This window comes from Streptomyces sp. NPDC012508 (assembly GCF_042902595.1).
GTDB lineage: Bacteria > Actinomycetota > Actinomycetes > Streptomycetales > Streptomycetaceae > Streptomyces.
On record NZ_JBIBEO010000003.1, the window covers coordinates 58,446 to 79,862 of the forward strand.

The 21,417-nt window shown below is 72.4% G+C and carries 20 protein-coding genes; 12 read left to right on the forward strand and 8 right to left on the reverse strand.

Annotation, left to right across the window (positions count from 1 at the left end; genetic code table 11):
- The first annotated feature begins 20 nt into the window (after nucleotides 1-20).
- Nucleotides 21-395 (forward strand): STAS domain-containing protein, encoded by a 375-nt coding sequence (locus ACFY8U_RS10625; protein WP_361598570.1) that lies wholly within the window; start codon nucleotides 21-23, stop codon nucleotides 393-395.
- A gap of 76 nt (nucleotides 396-471) precedes the next feature.
- A complete protein-coding gene (locus ACFY8U_RS10630) occupies nucleotides 472-984 on the forward strand; it encodes an EF-hand domain-containing protein (protein ID WP_389568452.1) in 513 nt (170 codons plus the stop codon).
- Between the two features lie 71 nt (nucleotides 985-1,055).
- Here the strand turns inward: ACFY8U_RS10630 and ACFY8U_RS10635 are convergent, their stop codons facing one another.
- Nucleotides 1,056-2,621 (reverse strand): class I adenylate-forming enzyme family protein, encoded by a 1,566-nt coding sequence (locus tag ACFY8U_RS10635; RefSeq protein WP_389568454.1) that lies wholly within the window; start codon nucleotides 2,619-2,621, stop codon nucleotides 1,056-1,058.
- Nucleotides 2,622-2,773: 152 nt separating this feature from the next.
- On the opposite strand from ACFY8U_RS10635, the gene ACFY8U_RS10640 reads away from it, so the two are divergent.
- The 4 genes from ACFY8U_RS10640 (at nucleotide 2,774) to ACFY8U_RS10655 (ending at nucleotide 6,901) form a co-directional block, all read left to right on the forward strand.
- Entirely contained in the window at nucleotides 2,774-3,964 is a 1,191-nt protein-coding gene (locus ACFY8U_RS10640) for an amidohydrolase family protein (protein ID WP_389568456.1), read from the forward strand.
- A complete protein-coding gene (locus tag ACFY8U_RS10645; protein WP_389568459.1) occupies nucleotides 3,964-5,097 on the forward strand; it encodes an acyl-CoA dehydrogenase family protein in 1,134 nt (377 codons plus the stop codon). The genes ACFY8U_RS10640 and ACFY8U_RS10645 overlap by 1 nt, the downstream gene beginning before the upstream one ends.
- Before the next feature lie 17 nt (nucleotides 5,098-5,114).
- A complete protein-coding gene (locus tag ACFY8U_RS10650) occupies nucleotides 5,115-6,044 on the forward strand; it encodes an acyl-CoA dehydrogenase family protein (protein WP_389568462.1) in 930 nt (309 codons plus the stop codon).
- Between the two features lie 401 nt (nucleotides 6,045-6,445).
- On the forward strand, nucleotides 6,446-6,901 hold the full coding sequence (locus ACFY8U_RS10655) for an ATP-binding protein (RefSeq protein WP_389568465.1): 456 nt from the start codon (nucleotides 6,446-6,448) through the stop codon (nucleotides 6,899-6,901).
- 266 nt (nucleotides 6,902-7,167) lie between these two features.
- Here the strand turns inward: ACFY8U_RS10655 and ACFY8U_RS10660 are convergent, their stop codons facing one another.
- Nucleotides 7,168-8,136, reverse strand: coding sequence for a cyclase family protein (locus tag ACFY8U_RS10660; RefSeq protein ID WP_389568468.1), 969 nt, complete (start codon nucleotides 8,134-8,136; stop codon nucleotides 7,168-7,170).
- Nucleotides 8,137-8,207: 71 nt separating this feature from the next.
- On the opposite strand from ACFY8U_RS10660, the gene ACFY8U_RS10665 reads away from it, so the two are divergent.
- The 3 genes from ACFY8U_RS10665 to ACFY8U_RS10675 are packed head-to-tail and all read left to right on the forward strand — an operon-like array spanning nucleotide 8,208 to nucleotide 11,521.
- The gene (locus ACFY8U_RS10665; protein ID WP_389568471.1) at nucleotides 8,208-9,122 is read left to right on the forward strand and encodes an SDR family oxidoreductase; all 915 of its coding nucleotides are present in this window, start codon (nucleotides 8,208-8,210) and stop codon (nucleotides 9,120-9,122) included.
- 47 nt (nucleotides 9,123-9,169) lie between these two features.
- Complete coding sequence (locus tag ACFY8U_RS10670; protein ID WP_361598545.1) at nucleotides 9,170-10,225, forward strand: Zn-dependent alcohol dehydrogenase; 1,056 nt, start codon at nucleotides 9,170-9,172, stop codon at nucleotides 10,223-10,225.
- 42 nt (nucleotides 10,226-10,267) lie between these two features.
- Nucleotides 10,268-11,521, forward strand: coding sequence for an MFS transporter (locus tag ACFY8U_RS10675; protein ID WP_389568474.1), 1,254 nt, complete (start codon nucleotides 10,268-10,270; stop codon nucleotides 11,519-11,521).
- A gap of 19 nt (nucleotides 11,522-11,540) precedes the next feature.
- Here the strand turns inward: ACFY8U_RS10675 and ACFY8U_RS10680 are convergent, their stop codons facing one another.
- A complete protein-coding gene (locus ACFY8U_RS10680; RefSeq protein WP_389568477.1) occupies nucleotides 11,541-12,605 on the reverse strand; it encodes a GlxA family transcriptional regulator in 1,065 nt (354 codons plus the stop codon).
- Between the two features lie 165 nt (nucleotides 12,606-12,770).
- On the opposite strand from ACFY8U_RS10680, the gene ACFY8U_RS10685 reads away from it, so the two are divergent.
- Complete coding sequence (locus tag ACFY8U_RS10685) at nucleotides 12,771-13,982, forward strand: MFS transporter (protein WP_389569695.1); 1,212 nt, start codon at nucleotides 12,771-12,773, stop codon at nucleotides 13,980-13,982.
- Between the two features lie 141 nt (nucleotides 13,983-14,123).
- Nucleotides 14,124-15,419, forward strand: a complete 1,296-nt coding sequence (locus ACFY8U_RS10690; RefSeq protein WP_389568479.1) for an MFS transporter — start codon at nucleotides 14,124-14,126, stop codon at nucleotides 15,417-15,419.
- On the opposite strand, the gene ACFY8U_RS10695 is transcribed toward ACFY8U_RS10690, so the two are convergent.
- On the reverse strand, nucleotides 15,416-16,003 hold the full coding sequence (locus tag ACFY8U_RS10695; RefSeq protein ID WP_361768968.1) for a flavin reductase family protein: 588 nt from the start codon (nucleotides 16,001-16,003) through the stop codon (nucleotides 15,416-15,418). The two genes, ACFY8U_RS10690 and ACFY8U_RS10695, sit on opposite strands and share 4 nt — an antisense overlap.
- A gap of 43 nt (nucleotides 16,004-16,046) precedes the next feature.
- Complete coding sequence (locus ACFY8U_RS10700; protein ID WP_389568481.1) at nucleotides 16,047-16,361, reverse strand: hypothetical protein; 315 nt, start codon at nucleotides 16,359-16,361, stop codon at nucleotides 16,047-16,049.
- A 37-nt stretch (nucleotides 16,362-16,398) separates the two neighbouring features.
- Between ACFY8U_RS10700 and ACFY8U_RS10705 the strand changes: the two genes are divergently transcribed.
- Complete coding sequence (locus ACFY8U_RS10705) at nucleotides 16,399-16,677, forward strand: hypothetical protein (RefSeq protein ID WP_389568484.1); 279 nt, start codon at nucleotides 16,399-16,401, stop codon at nucleotides 16,675-16,677.
- A gap of 143 nt (nucleotides 16,678-16,820) precedes the next feature.
- Here the strand turns inward: ACFY8U_RS10705 and ACFY8U_RS10710 are convergent, their stop codons facing one another.
- From ACFY8U_RS10710 to ACFY8U_RS10720, 3 genes are all read right to left on the reverse strand, one after another.
- On the reverse strand, nucleotides 16,821-17,609 hold the full coding sequence (locus ACFY8U_RS10710; RefSeq protein WP_389568487.1) for an enoyl-CoA hydratase/isomerase family protein: 789 nt from the start codon (nucleotides 17,607-17,609) through the stop codon (nucleotides 16,821-16,823).
- Between the two features lie 21 nt (nucleotides 17,610-17,630).
- Nucleotides 17,631-19,862 (reverse strand): acetate--CoA ligase family protein, encoded by a 2,232-nt coding sequence (locus tag ACFY8U_RS10715; RefSeq protein WP_389568489.1) that lies wholly within the window; start codon nucleotides 19,860-19,862, stop codon nucleotides 17,631-17,633.
- Nucleotides 19,863-20,173: 311 nt separating this feature from the next.
- Nucleotides 20,174-21,346, reverse strand: coding sequence for a flavin-containing monooxygenase (locus ACFY8U_RS10720; protein ID WP_389568492.1), 1,173 nt, complete (start codon nucleotides 21,344-21,346; stop codon nucleotides 20,174-20,176).
- Nucleotides 21,347-21,417: the final 71 nt, after the last annotated feature.

A 21,417-nucleotide genomic window follows, 5' to 3' on the forward strand; every position in this document is an offset into this window, starting at 1 on the left:
CGCTTGAAGGGCGCGATCGCGTGAACCTCCACGTCGACGAAGACGAGCAGGGCCCCTGGACCGTGCTGCGAATCCGCGGTGAGCTGGATCTGCTGACCTCGCCCCTGGTCAGAAGACGCGTTCACGACGCCGTCGCGGGAGGACGCCACGACGTCGTCCTCGACCTCTCGGGCGTGCTCTTCTGCGACTCCAGCGGGGTGGGCGTGCTGATCGCCTCGCGGCGGCTGATGCGTTCCTGCCAGGGCCGGCTGCGGGTCGTCCTGCCCGAGCGGGGCTCGGAGGACGCCTCGCACGTCAACCGGGTCCTCGCCGCGCTGGGCGTGCGCCGCCTCTTCGACGTGTACGGGGACGCCTCGGCCGCCGTCGACGACGAGGCCCAGCCGCTCTCCGCGTAGCGCCACCCGTCCCGAGCGGCGACCGAGCGCCCCGCCCCTCTCGGCACGGGGGCCCGTCTCGTCGTACCCTCCCGTAATGGAGCCCATGGAACCCGAGCAGGGACCCGGAGAGGTCTACCAGCGCCGGATCGCCTCCCGTTTCGCCGCCTTCGACCAGGACGGCGACGGGACCATCTCGCGCGAGGACTTCAGCACGGCGGCGAAACGCGTCCTGGCGGAGTTCGACGTCTCCTTCCGCTCCGACCGGGGGCAGGCGCTGGCCGACGGCGCCGAGGCCTTCTGGCAGGGCATGGCGGGGATCGCGGACATCGACGGCGACCAGAAGGTCAGCCGTGAGGAGTTCGCAGGCGGCGCGGTGAAGCGCCTGCACGACCACCCCGAGCGCTTCGCGGAGATCGCCCGGCCCTTCCTGCACGCCGTCCTCGCCATCGCCACGACCCCCGCCGACGTGGAGCGCGCGCTGCTTGCCCTCGGCATCACCCCCGTCGGCGCGGCGGTGGGCGCCCGTACGCTGCCGACCGTCGCCTCGGGCTCGGTCGACGAGGAGCAGGCGGTGACGGCGTTCGCCCGCTACTTCATGACGGAGTAGCGCGCCTCCCGGTCGCCAACATCCGTTCCCCGACGGACGGGTGACGCTCGGCACCCTCGGCATCGTCGTCCTCACCCTGCTGAAGTGAGCCCGGACCGCGTCCCCGGGAGCGTCCCGGGGGCGGCGGCGGAGTACCGCTCGCGGAGCTTGTACTTCAGTACCTTCCGCAGGGCGTCGTTGCGCGGCAGGGCCTCCACCACCTCCAGCTGCTCCGGCAGCTTGTGGACGGAGAGCCCCTGTTCGCGCAGGAACGCGGTGACCGTCTTCAGGGTCAGCGGGTCCGCCCCCGGCCGCTGCTCGATCACCGCGCAGACGCGTTCGCCGCGGTCGGGGTCCGGGAGCCCGACGACCGCCGCGTCGCCGACCGCCGGATGCTGGTGGAGGAGGTCCTCGATCTCCTTGGCCGAGATGTTCTCGCCCTTGCGGATGATGATGTCCTTGATCCGCCCGGTCAGGACGAGGTGTCCGCTCGCGGTCACGTGCCCCACGTCGCCGGTGATCAGGAAGCCGTCCTCGTCGAAGGCGGCGGCGCTCTGGGCAGGGTCCAGATAGCCCTGGCATACGGCCTCGCCGCGCAGCCTGACCTCGCCGTTCCCGGATCCGTCGTCGGCGATCCGGATCTCCATGCCCTCGGGCGGCCGGCCCTCCGTGGTCGCGAGGTTGTCGACGGTGTCGTCCGGCGACCCCATCGTGATCATCGGGACCTCGGTCATGCCGTATCCGTGGGTGAGCTGGCAGCCCATCTCCCGTACGACGGCGTGGTAGACCTCCGGCGGCTTGGGCGCCCCGCCGCCCGCGAGCAGCCGCAGCGTCGGTATCAGCTTCCGGCCGGGCTGTTTCCGCTGCTCGGCGAGGAACATCGAGTAGAACGCGGTGGAGCCGCCCGCCACCGTCACCCCGTGCCTGCGGTACTCCGCCAGCGCCTCGGGCAGCGCGAACTGTTCGAACATCACCGCGGGGAATCCGTACAGGAGCAGCATCACCGTGTAGTCGGGCCCGGCGATGTGCGCGTACGGGAAGGCCATGGAGCCGACGTCGTCCGCGGTCAGACGCAGCGCGTGGGCGAGGCAGGAGCCGCCCGCGATGAGCGAGCGGTCGGTGTGCAGGACGCCCTTGGGGTCGGAGGTCGTGCCGGAGGTCCAGTAGATCCACCGCACGTCGGTGCCGTTCCCGGGAGGCGGCGGCAGGACGGCCGGGTCCCCGTCGGGCAGCGAGTCGTACGCCTCGAAGATCCCGCGCGCGCCGAGCCGGCGGGCCATCTCCGTGTGGTCGAATCCGCGCCACACGCCCGGCACGGCGAAGAACTCGGCCTTCGACTCGCGCAGCGCGAAGCCGACCTCGCGGTCCCGGTAGAAGGGGATGACCGGGGACTGTACGGCGCCGATGCGGGCGAGCGCGAAGGAGAGGACCGCGGTCTCGATCCGGGTGGGCAGCTGCCAGGCCACGACCGTGCCGGGCCGCACTCCTGCCCCGTACAGCCCGGCGGCGCACCGCTCGGAGCGTTCCCGCAGCTCACCGAAGGTGAGGGTGCGGTCCCCCTGGAGGAGGACGGGCCGGTCGGGCGTGAGGGCGGCGCGCCGCTCGACGAGCTCCCAGAGGGTGCGGGAGGCGCCCAGGGTGTGTGCGGTGTCGGTCACGACGTTCCCCTCTCCGTCCATAACTGACGACCAGTCAGATCACCTGGAGAGCGTAGAGGCCCGCTGCTTGTCGGTCCAGGGGCCGGGGGCTAGCCTGAGACCGATCGGTATCTGACGGGTCATCAGAAAATGCGGGAATGGGAGAGGGTCTCATGACGGAGCTTCCGCGGATCATCAGCGTCGACGACCATGTGATCGAGCCGGCCCACCTCTTCGAGACCTGGCTGCCGGCCAAGTACCGCGACCGCGGACCCCAGCCGCTGACCGCCGGGATCGGGGAGCTCGCGTACGTCGGGGGCAAGTACCAGATCACGATGGACCCGGACGGTCCGCCGACCGACTGGTGGATCTACGAGGACCTCAAGTTCCCGTACAAGCGCAACATCGCCGCCGTCGGCTTCGACCGCGACGAGATGACCCTGGAGGGCATCACCCGCGAGGAGATGCGCCGCGGCTGCTGGGACCCGGTCGCGCGCCTCAAGGACATGGACCTCAACCACGTCGAGGCGAGCCTCTGCTTCCCGACCTTCCCCCGCTTCTGCGGCCAGACCTTCGCGGAGGCAAAGGACAAGGAGGTCGCCCTCGCCTGCGTCCGCGCCTACAACGACTGGATGGTCGAGGAGTGGTGCGGCGACAGCGGTGGCCGCCTCATCCCGCTCTGCATCATCCCGCTCTGGGACATCGACCTGGCCGTCGCCGAGATCCGGCGGAACGCGGCGAGAGGCGTCAAGGCCGTCACCTTCTCGGAGATCCCGACCTACCTCGGGCTCCCCTCGATCCACTCCGGCTACTGGGACCCGTTCTTCGCCGTCTGCCAGGACACGGGGACGGTGGTCAACATGCACATCGGCTCCAGCAGCCAGATGCCCGCCGCCTCGCCCGACGCCCCGCCCGCCGTCCAGGCCTCCCTCAGCTTCAACAACGCCATGGCCTCGATGATGGACTTCCTGTTCAGCGGGGTGCTGGTCAAGTTCCCGACGCTGAAGCTGGCCTACAGCGAGGGCCAGATGGGCTGGATCCCGTACGCCCTCGAACGCGCCGACGACGTGTGGGAGGAGCACCGGGCGTGGGGCGGGGTGCGGGACCTCATCCCCGAGCCCCCGTCGACGTACTACTACCGGCAGATGTTCTGCTGCTTCTTCCGCGACAAGCACGGCATCGCCTCGCTGGACGTGGTGGGGCGGGACAACGCCACCTTCGAGACCGACTATCCGCACGTCGACTCCACCTTCCCGCACACCAAGGAAGTCGCCCTCGACCACGTCAAGGGACTCGACGACGAGACGGTCTACAAGCTGATGCGCGGCAACGCCATCCGCATGCTGGACCTGGGCATCGTCTGATGGACCTCGCGGACGGTGCGGCGGAGGAGGAGTTCCGGGCGCGGCTGCGGGAGTGGCTCGCGCGCGTCCTGCCGACGCTGCCGCCCAAGCCCGATCCGCTGGACTGGCCGGGGCGGCGCGCCTACGACTGCGGCTGGCAGCGGCGGCTGTACGACGCGGGCTACGCGGACGTGCACTGGGGCGCCTCTCCGACGCAGCGGCTCATCTTCCTGGAGGAGACCGAGCGCGCCGGGGCGCCGTACGTCGGCGCGAACTTCGTCGGACTGCTGCACGCCGGGCCGACCGTGGCCGCCGAGGGGACGCCCGAACAGCGGGAGCGCTGGCTGCCGCCGGTGCTGCGTGGCGACGAGGTGTGGTGCCAGGGCTTCAGCGAGCCGGACGCGGGCTCCGACCTGGCGTCGCTGCGGACGAGGGCGGTACGGGACGGGGACGCGTACGTCATCTCCGGCTCCAAGATCTGGACCTCGCACGCGGAGGTCGCCGACTGGTGCGAGCTGCTCGTACGGACGGACGCCTCGGGCTCCAAGCACCGGGGGATCACATGGCTCGCGATGCCGATGGACGCGCCCGGGATCACCGTACGGCCGCTGCGGACACTCGCCGGGTCGACGGAGTTCGCGGAGATGTTCCTCGACGAGGTACGGGTGCCGGTCGCCAACCGGGTCGGGGAGGAGAACGACGGCTGGCGCGTGACGATGGTGACCCTGTCCTTCGAGCGCGGCACGGCGTTCGTGGGCGAGGTCGTCGCGTGCCGGCGCGTGCTGGCCGAACTCGCGGGGACGGCGCGGAAGAACGGCACCTGGGACGATCCGGGGGTACGGCGGCGGCTCGGACGGCTGAGCGCCGAGTTCCGGGCGCTGTGGCGGCTGACCCAGTGGAACGTCAGCGAGGCGGAGGTGACGGGCGGCGTGCCGGGGATCGGCGGCTCGGTCTTCAAACTGCGGTACTCGCACGCGCGGCAGCAGCTGTACGACACGGCGGCCGCCGTCCTCGGGCCCGACGCGCTCGACCTCGGGCGCGAGTGGAACCTGGACCGGCTGTCCTCGCTCTCGTACACGATCGCGGCCGGTACGTCGCAGATCCAGGCGAACATCGTCGCCGAGCGGATACTCGGCCTGCCGAAGGGGCGGTGAGGGGTGGTGGTGGTCTCGTGGACTTCCGGCTGACGGACGACCAGAAGGCGCTGAAGGCAGGGGTACGGGAGCTGCTGGCGGGACGCTTCGGCCGGGAGGCGTTGCGGGCCGCCGTGGACGCGGGCGGTGCTCTGGACCGCGCCCTGTGGCGGGAGCTGGGGGCGGCAGGGTTCTTCGCCCTGCAACTGCCGGAGGCGGAGGGAGGCGTGGGGCTCGGGCTGCCGGAGGCGGTGCTCGTCTTCGAGGAGGCGGGGCGGGTGTTGTTGCCGGGGCCGTTGATCAGGACGCACCTCGCGGCGGGTGTGGTGGAGGGGGCGGCGGAGGGGGAGGTGGTGGTGGCTTCCCCTGACGGGGGGCTGGTCGAGTGGCTGGACGAGGCGGACGTCGTCCTCGGGGACGTCGAGGGTGCTCAGCCTCTCCGGTCCGTCGATCCGCTCACGCCCCTGCACCGGTTGCCGGCCGTCGTGGTCACGGGCGACATGAGCGGAACCCGTCCGTCAGGGCGCCGTTCCGATGTGGCCCCGGAGGAACGGCTGCCCCCCACGGGGGTGGCGTCGCTGCTCAGCGCCGCCGAGCAGGTCGGGAGCGCCGCACGGACCACCGAGATGGCTGTCTCCCATGCCCGCACGCGCGTGCAGTTCGGGCAGGTCATCGGGGCGTTCCAGGCCGTCAAGCATCTGTGTGCGCAGATGCTCGTGCGGGCCGAGGTGGCACGGGCCGCCGTCTACGGGGCCGCCGTCACCGGTGACCCCGTCGAGATCGCCGGGGCCAAGCTGCTCGCCGACGAGGCGGCCGTCGACTGCGCGCGGGACTGCCTGCAGGTGCACGGCGGCATGGGCTTCACGTGGGAGGCGGACGTGCATCTGCACCTCAAGCGGGCCTGGGTGCGGGCCGAACGAGGCCCGACGAAGGCCCGGGCGGAGGAGGCGGAGGCGGCGCACCTGTAGGCGTGGCGTGGGCGGGCGCTCACGGAGCGTCGATATCGGGTTGTGTCCTTCGGGCGGGCCGTCACGGCCCGGAGTCGGGGTCCCGCTCCGGTACCCTCCGTGGGATGCGAGTGGTTGTGAGCCCGGATCGTCCCGGTGTCGCCGAAACGGTGGCCCCGGATCGGGCGATGCCCGCCGCTCGTACCCCGTGGAGGCGCTGGGCGCCCTCCTGTTCGACTCCCCGCAGCGTGCGTCGCACAGTATGGACCATGCGTACTCCTTCGCGCTGGAATATGCCCGAAGCGCTTGTTGCGGTGACTGTACGTCAACCATGCTGTCTCACAAGGGAATCACGTTCCGTGAGGGCGTCGATGGCTGTGAGGCGCGAGGCGATGTGTCCGCCGGTTCGGATGGTGTGAGCGGTGCAGGTGCTTCAGGTTCAGTTGGAGGTCGGGCCGGACCCGGCAGAGGTGGGGCGCGCCCGGCGATGGGCGCGTTCGAGGCTCGCCGGATCGGGCATAGGGGATGACGAGCCGCTGGCCGAGACGCTGGTGCTGCTCATTTCCGAGCTCGTGACCAACGCGGTGGTCCACACGGGTTGTCCGGCCGTCCTGCGGATGCTGTTCGGCGCGGGCTGCCCGGAGGCCGGGACGGTACGGGTGGAGGTCGCCGACTCGAGCGACCGGCCGCCGATGCCGCGCCACGCGCAGGGCGAGGACACCAACGGGCGCGGTCTCGAGCTGGTGGACGGCCTGGCCGACCGGTGGGGATGGCAGCGCGAGGGCGCGGGCAAGAGCATCTGGTGCGAGGTGGACCGGGGCGTGCCGAAGGCCTCCGAGTCTGCGACGGTCACCCCGACGGCCTCGGTGCCCTGTTGACGGTTCGTGGTGTTTTGTTCACCCTGGGGTGAGCGATTCGACGTGAGGGGACGACGAGGGTGCCAAGCCGCCCTCGACGAGTGCGGGTCGTGTCCGGGGTGGCGGCGGCCGTGCCGTGCTCGGGGCGCGCGCGAGTGCGCCGCCACCCCCGTGTGACTTCTCCGATGCGGAGAGGCGCCGATGCGGGAGCGCCGACTCAGGAGCACCGATTCAGGAGCGCCGATTCAGGAGCGCCGATTCAGGAGCGCCGATTCAGGAGCGCCGATTCAGAGGATCGCCACCGGGGCCACCGGTGTGCCCGTACCGCCCACGAAGGGCTCGGGCATCGCGGAGAGCAGGAACGCGTACCGCTCCCTCTGTGCACAGGCTGTGGACAGACTTTCCAGATTCCAGTTCTGCCCCTGGAGCATGCCCATCTCGACGAGATCGAGGGCGTGGACGGGCAGCCAGAGGTTCTCGATCTCGGGCGGGAAGATCTCGAAGGTGAGCGTGTCGTTGGCGACGGCCGCGACATCGCGGGCGTGGAACCACTCGGGCGTACGGAGGGAGAGGCCGGGGGAGGGGAACGCGTAGGCGTGCTTGTCCCCGGCGAGGTACTGCCGTATCTGGCCCGTCCGTACGAGGACGATGTCGCCGGCCCGGACGGTGACGCGGCCGAATTCCGCGGCCTCGTCGAGGTCTTCGGGAGTGACGGCGTGGTCGCCGGGCAGCCGGTCGACGCCCTTGGCGGCGGCCACGTCGAGCAGGACGCCACGGCTGACGACGTGGCGGGCGGTGTGGATGCCGCTGAACTCGGAACGCCCGTGCGGGGTGATGGTGGAGGCGGGGCGGCCGTTGTAGATCTTGCCGGAGTGCGAGACGTGGGTGAGGGCGTCCCAGTGGGTGGCCGCCTGGAGCCCCAGGGTCACGGCGTCGTCGCTGGTGGCGACCGTGCCGGGACCGAAGAGCTCCTGGTTGATCTGGACCATGACGTGGAGCGGGTTGACCCGGCCGGGGATCATGCCGGTCTGCACGCCGTCCTGGGTGAGGTCGAGGGCGAGCGGGACGCGGTGGCCGGAGCGGACGGTCGCGACGGCGTCCCGTACGACGTCGTCGGTGATCAGGTTGAGGGTCCCGATCTCGTCGTCCCGGCCCCAGCGTCCCCAGTTGTTGACGCGCTTGGCGATGTCGTGGAACTCGACGGGGAACTGCGAGGGAACTGACATCGGGGCCTCCAGGGTCTTGTTTTCCTGCATCTGACGGACCGTAGAATCCTGTCGACGAACGAATCTAACGGACCGTCAGAAAACGCGGGAAGGGGCCGGGCGTGGGGAACTTCTTGGCAGGCAAGGTCGTGGCGGTGACAGGCGCGGGGCGCGGGATCGGGCGCGCAGTCGCCCTGGCGTGTGCGGCGGAGGGGGCGAAGGTCGTCGTCAACGACTACGGGGTCTCCATCGAGGGCGGGGAGCCCACGTCGGAGGTCGCGCTGTCGGTGGTGAAGGAGATCGAGGCGGCAGGCGGTTCGGCCGTCGCCGTCGCCGACGACATCTCGACGATGGCGGGCGGTCAGCGGGTCGTCGACGTGGCGCTGGCGGAGTTCGGGCGGATCGACGGGGTCGTGTGCGTGGCGGGCATCCTGCGCGAGCGGATGCTCTTCAACATGGCCGAGGAGGAGTGGGACCCGGTCGTCGCGACGCATCTGAAGGGGACGTTCACGGTCTTCCGGGCGGCGTCGGCGGTGATGCGCAAGCAGGGCACCGGGACGCTGATCGGCTTCACGAGCGGGAACCACCAGGGATCGGTGGCGCAGGCGAACTACTCCGCGGCCAAGGGCGGGATCATCTCGCTGGTGCGGTCGGCGGCGCTGGGTCTGCACAAGTACGGGGTCACGGCGAACGCGGTGGCGCCGGTGGCGCGGACGCGGATGTCGGCGAACGTGCCGATGGAGCTGAAGGAGATCGGGGAGCCGGAGGACGTGGCCGCGCTGGTCGTCTACCTGTTGTCGGAGCGGGCGCGCGCGGAGAAGATCACGGGTCAGGTGTACACGATCGCGGGCCCCAAGATCGCGGTCTGGGCCCAGCCGAGGGAGCTGCGGGCGGGGTACGCGGAGGGAGGTGCGTGGACCCCGGAACGCATCGCGGACTTCCTGCCGGGGACGGTGGGAGTGGACCCGATGCCGCTCCTGACCCAACTGGAGGAGATGGCAAGGGCGGCCGCGGCGGGCACCCGCCCGAACCAGTAGCGCGCGGCACCGCCCACAACGCCCCCCCGACGACAAGGAGCACGCACATGAGAGGTGTCGTCTACGACGGCAAGAACGTCCAGGTCGTCGACGACCTGGTGGTACGTGACCCCGGTCCCGGGGAGGTTCTTGTCGGTGTCCGCGCCGCCGGGCTCTGTCACAGCGATCTCGCCGTACTCGACGGCACCATCCCCTTCCCCGCCCCCGTCGTCCTCGGCCACGAAGGCGCCGGCGTCGTCGAGGCCGTCGGCCCCGGGGTCACGCACGTGGCCCCCGGCGACCACGTCGCCCTGTCCACGCTCGCCAACTGCGGCGCCTGCGCCGACTGCGACCGCGGCCGCCCCACCATGTGCCGCAAGGCCATCGGCATGCCCAAGCAGCCCTTCTCCCGCGGCGGCACCGGGCAGCCCCTCTTCCAGTTCGCCTCCAACTCCTCCTTCGCCGAGCGGACCGTCGTCAAGGCCGTCCAGGCCGTGAAGATCCCCGAGGACATTCCCCTCACCTCCGCCGCCCTCATGGGCTGCGGCGTCCTCACCGGGGTCGGCGCCGTACTCAACCGCGCCAAGGTCGACCGCGGAGAGACCGTCGTCGTCATAGGCACCGGCGGCATCGGGCTCAACGTCATCCAGGGCGCGCGCATCGCCGGCGCGCTCACGATCGTCGCCGTCGACACCAACCCGGCCAAGGAGGAGGTCGCCCGCCGCTTCGGCGCCACGCACTTCCTCGACTCGACGGAGACCGTCCGGGACATCCTCCCCACCGGCGCCGACCACGTCTTCGAGTGCGTCGGCCACACCGGCCTCGTCCGTGCCGCGATCGACCTCCTCGACCGCCACGGCCAGGCCGTCCTCCTCGGCATGACCGCCCCCACCGCGGAGGCGAGCTTCCCGCCCGCCGCGATGTTCCTCGACAAGTCGATCCTCGGCTGCCGTTACGGCTCCTCGCGCCCGCAGAAGGACATCGCGCTCTACGCGGAGCTGTACCGCGAAGGCCGCCTCCTGCTCGACGAACTCGTCACCGCCACCTACCCGGTGGAGGAGTTCGCGAAGGCGGCGGAGGACGCGGAACAGGGCAGGGTCGCGCGCGGTGTCCTGACCTTCTAGCACCTCTGTCGGCCGTCGGCGGCGGCCGTTACGGTCGTGGTCATGGCCTACCGCGACCTCGTCACCCGCCCCGTCCTCGCCTGGTCGGCCGTCGCTGTCGCGGCCCGGTTGCCCGTGGCGATGGCGCCGCTCGCGCTGGTGTTCCTGGTGCGCGAGAGGCCTGGCGGCTACACCCTCGGGGCCGTGCTCGCCGCCGCGTACGTCCTGGGTGAGATCGTCGCCGCGCCCGTCCTCGGCATCCGGATGAACGCCGAACGGGCCCGGCCCCACCTCGCCGTCGGGCTCGCGGTGGGTGCGCTCGCCTTCGCCGGGCTCGGCCTCGGACCCACCGGGGCCGGACACCCCGCCCTCCTCGGCGTCCTCGCCTTCCTCGCGGGCGCCGGACCCGGCGCCGCGCCCGGCGGGATGCGCGCCCTGCTGACCGGCATGGTCCCGGAGAAGGCCGTCACACAGGCGCTCTCCATGGAGTCCGTCCTGACCTTCGGCATCTGGGCCGCCGCCCCCGCCCTCGCCACCGGCCTGGCCCTCGGCGCCGGCCCCGGCATCCCCCTGCTGCTCGCGGGCGGACTGATGGCGGCCTCCGTCGCCGGTCTGTGGGCGCTCCCCGCCGGCTGGAAGGCGGCGGACGACGCCGACGGGCACGGCGAACCGATGCGACGTGTTCTCGTACGGGCCTGGCCCGTGTACGTGACGGGCGCGGCGAGCCTGACCCTGCTCGCCCTCGCCGAGCTGATCCTCCCGGCCCTCCTCGAACAGCGCGGCATCGGGATCGGCTGGGCGGGCCCGCTGCTCGCCGGGTTCTCGATCGGCTCGGCCGTCGGCGCGTTCGTGTACGGGCTCCGCGGCAGCTGGCCGGGCCCGCTTCCGGTGCAGAGCCTGCTCCTCATCCTCGGCGTCTCCACCGGCGTCGTGCTGGTCGCCGTCCTGCCGTGGGCGGGCGCGATCGCCCTCGCCCTCGTCCTCGCCGGGCTGCTCCAGGCCCCCGCGATGCTCACCCGCAATCTGGCGCTGCGCCAGATCCTGCCGTCGAACGCCCTGGCCGCCGGGTACTCGGTGATGTACGCGGCCGTCGGCGCCGGCTACGCGGCGAGCGGCTCCCTGGCGGGCGGGCTGCTGAAGGTCGTCCCGCCCTCGACGGCGATCCTGTGGGGCGTCGCCCTGACCCTGCTCCTCACGGCGATCGGCGCGGCGGGCGAGTGGCGGCGCGTGCGCGCCGACGCGCCGTGGGTCCCGGCGGACGCGTCACCGGCCGCCCCCGAGGGGGCGGAGAGCCGCGACCGCGCGCGGACCGACTGACCGGCCGCCGGCTGGGCCATCACGCGCCGGAAGCCGCGCCCGAAGCCGAAACCGCATCCGAAGCCGAGCCCGCAGCCGCTTCCGAAGCCGAGCCCGCAGCCGCATCCGAAGCCGAGCTTCCAGCCGACGTGCGGAACGTGCGGCGGTACGTCGTCGGGGTGACGCCGATCGCCGCCTGGAGGTGCGACCGCAGGGACTGGGGCGTGCCGAAGCCCGCGTCCCGGGCCACCTGGTCGACCGCCAGGTCCGTGGACTCCAGGAGGTGGCGGGCCCGTTCCACCCGCTGCTGGGTCAGCCACTGGCCGGGGCTGATGCCGACCTCCTCCCGGAAGCGGCGCGTGAACGTCCGTACGCTCATCGACTCCCGTACCGCGAGGTCCCGCAGCTGGATCGGCTCGTGCAGATGGGACAGCGCCCAGGCGCGCGCCGACGTCGTGGTCGCCGTCCCCGCCTCCGGGAGCGGCCGCTCGATGTACTGGGCCTGCCCGCCGTGCCGGTGGGGTGGTACGACGGTCCTGCGGGCGACGTCGTTGGCGACGGCGCTCCCGTGGTCCCGGCGCACGATGTGCAGGCACAGGTCGATCCCGGCGGCGACGCCCGCCGAGGTCAGTACGTCCCCGTCGTCGACGAAGAGCACGTCCGCGTCGACCCGCACCTGAGGGAAGAGCCGCTGGAAGTGCGCGGCCGAGGCCCAGTGCGTGGTGGCCGGCCGCCCGTCGAGGTAGCCGGCGGCGGCCAGTACGTACCCGCCCGTGCAGATGGACACGAGCCGCGTCCCGGGCCGGATGTGTCCGAGCGCCGCCGCCAGCTCGTCGGTCAGCCGGCCCTCGTCGTAGACGGGGCCCAGTTCGTACGAGGCGGGGACCACGACCGTGTCCGCCGTCGCGAGGGCCTCCGGGCCGTGCTCCACGTGGACGGCGAAGTCCGCGTCCGTCTGGACCGGGCCCGCGACCGGGGCGCAGGTCACGATCTCGTACAGGAGCAGACCGTCGGCGTCCTTGGCGCGGCCGAAGATCCGGTGGGGAATGCCCAGCTCGAAGGGGAGGAGACCGGGCAGGGCCAGGACGGCGATACGGTGAGGCACGAGAAAATCCTTTGTGGTCCAGACCACTCGCTGCTAGAAGTCGAGTCCGTGACGACGGACGAACAGGCGGACAGGCAATCGGGCGAAGAGGCGGACGGACGAGCGGGCGTCGTGGCCGACGGACGATCGGCGCACTCCCCCTACAATTCTGCGGCTCGTGAGCGCATTCCCGGACCGGACGGAGCCCCGGCCCTCTGGAACCGTAACTTCCGGCTCTTCTTCGTGGCGCGGGCGGCCGCCGTCTTCGGCGAGGGCATGGTGCCCGTCGCCCTCGCCGCCGGTCTGCTCGGCGCCGGGCACCCCGGCTCCTCCGTCGGATACGCGCTGGGTGCCTGGATCGGCCCCTTCGCCCTGTTCGTCGTGGTCGGCGGCGTGCTCGCGGACCGGTTCACCGCCCGCCGGATGATGATCACCGCCGATCTGGTGCGGCTGCCCGGCGCGGCCGTGCTCGCCGTCTCCTTCGCCGTCGGCAGCCCGCCCCTCTGGTCGGTGTACGCGCTCAGTGCCGTCAGCGGCGTCGGCGCCGCGCTCTTCCAGCCGGGCGTCGCGTCCACGATCCCGCGCATCGCCCCCGACGTGCAGCGCGCCAACGCCGTCCTCCGGGTCGTCGAGTCGCTGATGACGATGGCGGGACCGGCGGTCGCCGGAGTCCTCGTCGCGCTGACCGGCGGCGCGGGCGCCGTCTTCGGCCTGAACGGCGCGACCTTCGCCGTCAGCGCGGTCTGTCTCGCCCTGATGCGAATCCCCGCCGCCCCCTTCGACACGGTCAGGCGCGGCTCGCTGCGGGCCGAGATGGCCGTCGGCTGGCGTGAGTTCACGGCGCGTGCCTGGCTGTGGGGCGTGATCGCGATCTGGACCGTGTACGGACTCACGGTCGCGGGACCGATGGTGCCGCTGACCGCGACCCTGGTGACCGGAGAGCATGGATCCGCCACGTACGGCGTGCTGATGGCCGTCGCGGGCGCGGGCAACGCGGCCGGCGGGCTCCTCGCCCTCCGCGTGCGGCCCCGGCGCCCTCTCGCGGCGGGCGCGGTCGCGCTGCTCGGCCTCCCGGTGAACCTCGCCCTGCTCGGCTCGGGGGCGTCCGTGGCGCTGCTGGGGGCGGGGCAGTTCGTCGGCGGCGCGGCCTTCGCGTTCTGGCTGGTGATGTGGTCGACCTCGGTCCAGACGCATGTGCCGCAGGACGCGCTGAACCGGATGCACGCCTACGACGTGGCCGGCTCGCTCCTGATGATGGCGGCGGGCCGCGCCCTCGCGGGTCCCGTCGCGGAGGCGGTCGGCGCGGAGAAGGTCCTGCTGGCGGGGGCGGGGATCGCGGTGCTCGTGATCGCGGCCCTGCTCGTGGTCCGCCCGATCAGGACACTGCCACGGGCGTAGCCGGGGACGGCGCGGGCGGATCCCCCCGCTCCCCGGCTGGTCGAAGCCGCCCGCGCCGCGCAGGGCTGATGTCCCGATCCTTGCGAAAGCTGTCGTTCGGGCCAATGGTGGGGGCGAATCCCGGCCACGAAGCTGTGTGTCGTGACCCAGACAACCGAGACCCCCGCGTCGCCCGTCTCCTCCCGTAAGCCCCGTGTCCACCGCGCCTGGTTCGTCGCGGTCGTCACCTTCGTCACGATCATCGGCGCCGCGGCCTTCGCCTCGCTGCCCGGGCTGCTGATCGAGCCGTTGCACGGTGAGTTCGACTGGTCGCGCGGGACGATCGGCTTCGCGGTCTCCGTGAACCTCGCGCTCTACGGCCTGACCGCACCGTTCGCCGCCGCCCTGATGGACCGTTTCGGCATCCGCAGGGTCGTCGCCGTCGCGCTGAGCGTGATCGCGCTCGGCTCGCTCCTGACGGTGTGGATGACGGCGTCCTGGCAACTCGTCCTGTACTGGGGCATCCTCGTCGGTCTCGGCAGCGGCTCGATGGCGCTGGCGTTCGCCGCGACGGTGACGAACCGGTGGTTCGTGGCCCGGCGTGGACTGGTGACCGGCATCCTGACGGCGGCCGGCGCCTCGGGCCAGCTGGTCTTCCTCCCGTTGCTCTCCTGGCTGGTCGAGAACGAGGGCTGGCGCCCCGCGGCCGTGACCGTCGCGCTCTCCGCGCTCGCTGTCGTCCCCTTCGTCTGGCTGCTGCTGCGCGACCACCCGGCGGACGTCGGCCTCGCCCCGTACGGCGGGGAGTTCGTCCCGAAGCCCGCCCCGGTCACCGGCGCGGCGCGGCGCGCGGTGACGGTACTCCTCAAGGCGGCCCGCACCGGCCCCTTCTGGCTCCTGGCGGGTACGTTCGCGATCTGCGGCGCCTCGACGAACGGCCTGGTCAAGACCCACTTCGTACCGGCCGCCCACGACCACGGCATGCCGATCACCGCGGCGGCCTCGCTGCTCGCCGTGATCGGTGTCTTCGACGTCGTCGGCACGATCGCCTCCGGCTGGTTCACGGACCGCTTCGAGGCGCGGCGCCTGCTGGCCGTGTACTACGCGCTGCGCGGCGTGTCCCTGCTCTTCCTGCCGATGCTGCTCGCGCCCTCGGTCCACCCGCCGATGATCTTCTTCATCGTCTTCTACGGTCTGGACTGGGTGGCCACGGTTCCGCCGACGATCGCCCTGTGCCGCGAGCACTACGGCGAGGACAGCGCGATCGTCTTCGGCTGGGTCCTCGCCTCCCACCAGGTGGGCGCGGCGGTCGTCGCCTTCGCGGGCGGGGTGGCGCGGGACGTCTTCGGCTCGTACGACGTGGTCTGGTACGCCTCGGGCGCCCTGTGCGCGGCGGCGGCCCTGATGGCCCTGGTGATCCGCCGCCGTGACCCGGCCTCCCGGGTCCAGGTCGCCTAGCCGCCGAAGCGCCCGAACCGGCCCCGGTGGAAGAGGAGCGGTTCGCCGTCGTCGTCGGCCGGGGTGCCGAGGGCCTCCACCCGGCCCACCACGATCAGGTGGTCGCCGCCCGTGTGGACCTGGGCGATCGTGCAGTCGATCCAGGCCGGGGCGCCGGTCAGCCGGGGTGAGCCGGTCGCCGGGGCGGCGTCGTAGGACACCCCCGCGAACTTGTCCGCGCCGCTCTTCGCGAACCCCAGGCACAGGTCCCGCTGGTCCGCCCCCAGGACGTTGACGCAGAAGACACCGGCACGGGCGAGCCGGGGCCAGGTCGTCGACGTACGGGCGACCATGAAGGCCACCAGGGGCGGGTCCAGGGAGAGTGAGGCGAAGGACTGGCAGGCGAACCCGGTCGGACCGCCGGGGTCGAGGGCCGTCACGACGGTGACCCCGCTGGCGAAGTGTCCGAGGACGCGCCGGAACTCGGCCGGGTCGACGGGCAGCCGCTCGTCCTCCCGTACCGCACGCAGCAGCGGCCGTGGATGCGGTTCGACGGCCGTCGGCGATCCGGCCGATCTGAGGTATCGGACGGCGGTGGCCGCCATCCCTGCATGTCCCATCACACCGTCCATTGAACCTGACGAACCGTCAGATGGGAACCCCTGTACGGAGGCCGGCCCGTCCGCCGCTTGGCGGGCACGGGCCGTGGCGATCGGGTGAAGTGGTGGAGGTGCCCGTGATCGGGTCGCCACCCGGTGCGTCGCGGACGTGCAGGAATCCGTGGACCGAGCCGTTGCCGAGCAGCGCGAGCCGGTCGTGACGGACCATCACACGACAGGAGACGTACATGGCCACGCACACGTTCAGGCGCCGGATGTCGGCACCGTCCTGGGGCTCGGCCTCGGGCTGCCGTTCGCCTTCGGCGCCACCCCCGCCTACGCGGCGGCCCAGAACGTGCAGCACCAACGCGATCCCCGCCGGACAGGGCTACACCATCGGCGTGGCGGTCTCGGTCGCCGCCGACGCTCCCTGCGGCCTGACCAACACCGCGATCGTGCAGGACGAAACGGGCGGCACCTCGGACAGCGCGAGCGACCCCACGACCGTCACCGGCGGGGAATGTGACGACGACGGCGGGAACGGAGGCCTCCTGTCGATCCTCCCCGTCACCCTCAACGGGGTCCTGCCGATGTTCAACAACATCAGCACCAACAACAACATCAACAGCCCTGGCGCCGGCAACACCACAGGGCAGAAGTTCTCGCTGACCGCGCCCTGACACCTCGCGGCCCCGGTCCGGGTCCGGGCGTTGCCCGCCGTGCCCGCCGTGCCCGCCGTGCCTGTCCGTAGTGCTGCCTGCCGTGCCCGCTCGCCGATCCCTCTCTCTGCCCACGGCGAGCGGCACGGCCCGCCGGGGACGGCTCAGCGCCCCTCGTACCGAGGCGCCCGGCGCTCCACGAAGCTCGCCACGCCCTCGTTCGCGTCCCGTGTCGTCATGTTGATCTCCTGGGCCGCCGCCTCCGCCGCGAAGGCGGTGGAACGGTCCGCGTCGAGTGAGGCGTTCACCAGCTGCTTCGTGAGCGCCAGCGCCCGTGTCGGGCCCTGGGCCAGGCGCTCCGCCCACTCCCGTGCCGCCTTCTCCAACTCGTCCGCCGGCACCACCCGGTTCACGAGGCCCAGCTCCCGGGCGTCCTGAGCCGTCACCGCGTCGCCGAAGAACATCAGCTCCTTCGCCCGCTGCGGCCCGATCAGCCGGGGCAGCAGATACGCCCCGCCGCCGTCCGGCACCAGGCCCCGGCGCACGAACACCTCGATGAACTTCGCCGACTCGGCCGCCAGGACCAGATCGCACGCGAACGCCAGATGCGCCCCGATCCCGGCAGCCGTCCCGTTCACCGCCGCGATCACCGGTTTCTCACAGTCCAGTACCGCCCCGATGAGGCGCTGCGCCCCGAGCCGGATGGTCCGGGCCACGTCCCCGGCCACCCGCGGCGAGCCGGAGGCGGGCGCGCCCCTCAGGTCCGCGCCCGCGCAGAAGCCGCGCCCCGTGGCCGTCACCACCACCGCCCGTACGGCCGGGTCGGTGGACGCCTCGCCGAGCAGCGCGATGATCCGCTCGCGCTGGTCCCAGGTGACCGCGTTCATCGCCTCGGGCCGGTTGAGCGTGATCCACGAGACGCCGTTCTCGACGGTGTGCAGGACGTCGGTCATGAAGGTCTCCTCGGGGTTTCCTCAGCGGCAGACCGCGAGCGCGTCGAGCGCCACCGCGCCCTGCCCCCGTGGCAGCACCATCAGCGGGTTGATGTCGAGTTCGGCGAGGTCGCCGTCCAGCTCCAGGGCCATCCGCTGCACCCGCAGCACGACCTCCACCAGCGCGTCCACGTCCGCCGGCGGAGCCCCCCGTACACCCTTCAGAAGGGCCTGCCCGCGCAGTTCGCCGAGCATGTCCCTCGCCTGGTCCTCGCCGAACGGCGGTACGCGCACGGCCGCGTCGTCGAGGACCTCGACCAGGACGCCGCCCAGGCCGACCGTGACCGTCGGCCCGAAGAGCGGGTCGCGGGTCACGCCCACCACCATCTCGACGCCGCGGCCCACCATCTGGCAGACCAGGATCCCGTCGAGGTCGACGCCCTCGTAGCGGGCGATGTCGGTGAGCTCCCGGTACGCGTCCCGCACCTGGCTCGCCGACGTCAGCCCGACCTTCACGAGCCCCAGCTCCGTCTTGTGGGCGAGCTGTGCGCCCGACGCCTTCATCACCACCGGATAGCCGACGAGCCCAGCCGCCCGGACCGCCGCCGCCGCGCTCGTCACCAGCTGCTCGCGCGGCACCCTGATCCCGTACGCCCGCAGCAGCTGCTTCGCCGCGTGCTCGCTCAGCTGCCGGCCCGGCCGCATCAGGGCCTGCGCCTTGCGGAAGGAGGGGGAGGGGGTGCGAGGCGCCTCGTCGAAGGGGGAGCGGTAGGCGGTGGTGAAGCGGTGGTGGTCGAGATAGGCCTTCACGGCGCCTATGCAGTTGGAGAAGGTACGGAAGGTGGCGACGCGCGAGGAGCCGAGCAGGGTCTCGCGGTAGGCCGCCTCGGTCCCGACCGGCGAACCCCACACGACGCACACCAGCTTGTCGGTGGCCTCGGCGGCCTCCACCAGGTCCTGCGCGAGCTTGTCGCTCATGGGCGGGAAGGGCCCGGTGATGGGACAGATCAGCACCCCGACGGCAGGGTCGGCGAGGATCGCGTCGATGATCTTCCGGCCGCGCCAGTCGCCCACGGGGTGACCGCCGTTGTCGACCGGGTTCGCGACGTTCAGGTAGTCCGGTATCCACTGGTGCAGCTCGTCCTGCTTGGCCTGCGGAAGGGTCGGGAGGCGCAGCCCGGCTGCCGTGGCGAGGTCGGAGAAGTGCGCGCCGGTCCCGCCGGAGATCGAGTACACGACGACCCCGTCCGCGACGGGCTTGCGCGCGCGGGCCAACAGGGCCGCTGTGTCCTGGAGTTCGTCGAGCCCGTCGACCCGGATCACCCCGAACTGCCGCATCGCCGCGTCCACGACCTGGTCCGCGCCGGTCAGCTTCCCGGTGTGCGAGGCCGCCATCCGGGCGCCCGTCTCCGTCCGCCCGACCTTGACCGCGACGACGGGCACGCCCTGGCGGGCGGCGCGGTCGGCGGCGAGGAGGAAGGAGCGGCCGTCCTTGAGGCCCTCGACGTAACAGGCGATGGCCCCGACCTCGGGGCGGGTCGCGAAGTACGAGATGAAGTCGGCTGTCTCCAGGTCGGCCTCGTTGCCCGTCGGCGCCCAGTGGGAGAGCCGTACACCCAGCTCCTGCAGGGTGTGGACGGGCCGCCCCTGGTGACCGGACTGGGTGATGAGCGCGATCGCGGGGCCTTCGAGGTCGTCACGGAAGCGCTCGAAGGCGTTGAGGTTGGTGTTCGGGCCGAGGAGACGGATGCCGGAGCGGCGTACGGCGTCGGCGAGACGTTCCTGCGCGGCGGCGCCCTGGCCGCCGGTCTCGGCGAACCCGGAGGCGAAGGCGACGGCGAACCGCACCTTGGCCTCGGCGAGTTCCTCGATCACGGGGAGCGGGTCGGCGACCAGCAGGACGGCGAGGTCGACGGGTTCGGCGAGCGCGCCGACGGAGGGTACGCAGTCGATGCCGAAGACGGTCGTACGGGTCGGGTGCACGGGCACGAGCCGGGCGCCGACCCGCTCGGCCCAGGCGATCAGCTGCCGCGTGATTCCGGTGTTGGGGCGCCCCTCGGCGTCGGAGGCCCCGACGACGGCGACGGACCCGGGCCGGAAGAACCGGTCCAGGTCGGGCACGGGCGCGTGCAGCGGCCGCCCGCTGACGTCCAGGTCGCCCTCGACGGCCGTGACGCCGTGCACGGCGGCCCCGGGTGACCCGGAGTGCTCGCCGCAGGCGACCACGCGGGCGCGGAGATCGGTGGTGAAGGTGCCGTGAGTCGATCCGAGCATCGTTCCGCCGCTCCCCTGCTCGTCGCTGAAGGGTCCGCATTGACCTGACGCCTAGTCAGATTACAGAACTGACGCCCAGTCAGGAATGCCCCTGCGCCGACGGACCGGAGGGCGACGACGGCGGGCGGGGGGCGGGGAGGGAGCGGGGGCCGCCCGGTGACCCGGGTTGGGGCGGCGCGGGGGGCTGCCCGGTGGCCGGGGCTGGAGCGGGGGCCGCCCGGCGGCCGGGGCTGGGGCGGGGCGGGGCGGAGGCGGGTGCCCGTTCGGTTCGGTTCGGCATCCCCCGCGCTCCGCCCGCGCGCACCCCTCCCTCAGCGGGGTGCCGTCTTGGCGATCCTCCGGGCGATCTTCTCCGCGTCGATCGCCATCTCGCGGATCATCCCGCTGATCGGGTTCGTGAACCCCGTGAAGTACAGCCCCGGTGCCTCCCGTGGCGTTCGCGGGCCGTGGGTCAGCGGGCGGCCCCGGTCGTCCAGGACGCCCAGGTGGCCGACGAGCGGCTCCAGGCCCCGGCGGTAGCCCGTCGCCGCGATCACGGCGTCCGGGGTGATCGTCGAGCCGTCCGCGAGGACGACCTTGTCGCCGTCGAAGGACGCGACCGCGCCCACGATCTCCACCTTCCCCTGTCGCACGGCGTCGATCAGGCCCACGTCCTGCACCGGGATCGCCCCCTCCCGCACGCGGGAGTACAGACCCGTGTCCGGTCGCGGCAGGCCGTGCTCCGACAGGTCCGGTACGGCGACACGCGCCATCAGCTCGCCCGCCTTGTCGACCAGGCGGACCGGCAGCCGCCGCACCAGGATGCCCGTGCGCTGCGCCGGCCACCCGGCCGTCGAGCGGCGCACGATGTGCGGCACCGTGCGTACCGCGAGCCGCACCCGGGCCGCCCCGCCCTCGACGAGGTCGGCGGCGATCTCGGCGCCCGTGTTGCCGGCGCCCACGACGAGGACGTCCCGTCCCGCGTACGGCGCGGGGTTGCGGTACGCGCTCGCGTGCGCGACCTCGCCGCCGTACGCGTCCAGGCCCGGCCACTCCGGCAGGCGCGGAGTGTGGTTGTACCCGGTGGCGACGACGACCGCCCGCCCGGTCAGCCGGCGTCCGCCCGTCGCGTGCAGCAGCCAGTCCTCACCGGCCCGCTCGACCCGCGTGACCTCGACTCCGGTCACGATCTCCAGCTCGTGCACCTCGGCGTACTTCTCCAGGTACCGCACGACATCCGCGCGGGCGACCCACCGGCCGAAGGAGCGGGGTATGGGCAGGCCGGGGAGCGCGGACAGGCGGCGGGTGGTGTGCAGCCGCAGCCGGTCGTAGTGGGAGCGCCACGAGGCGCCCACGGCATCGGACTTCTCCAGGACGACCGCCCGGACGCCCTTCGCGCGCAGCGACGCGGCGACGGCGAGCCCGCCGGGCCCGCCACCGATGACGTACACCGGATGTTCGGGCCGTTCGGGCCGTTCGGGTCTGGAATGGGGGGTGTTGACCATGAGTGCTCAGCGTAACGGCGTGCTCACTTGTTGGGTCTCGGTCAAGAGGGGAATCGGTTGCGAAACGGTCA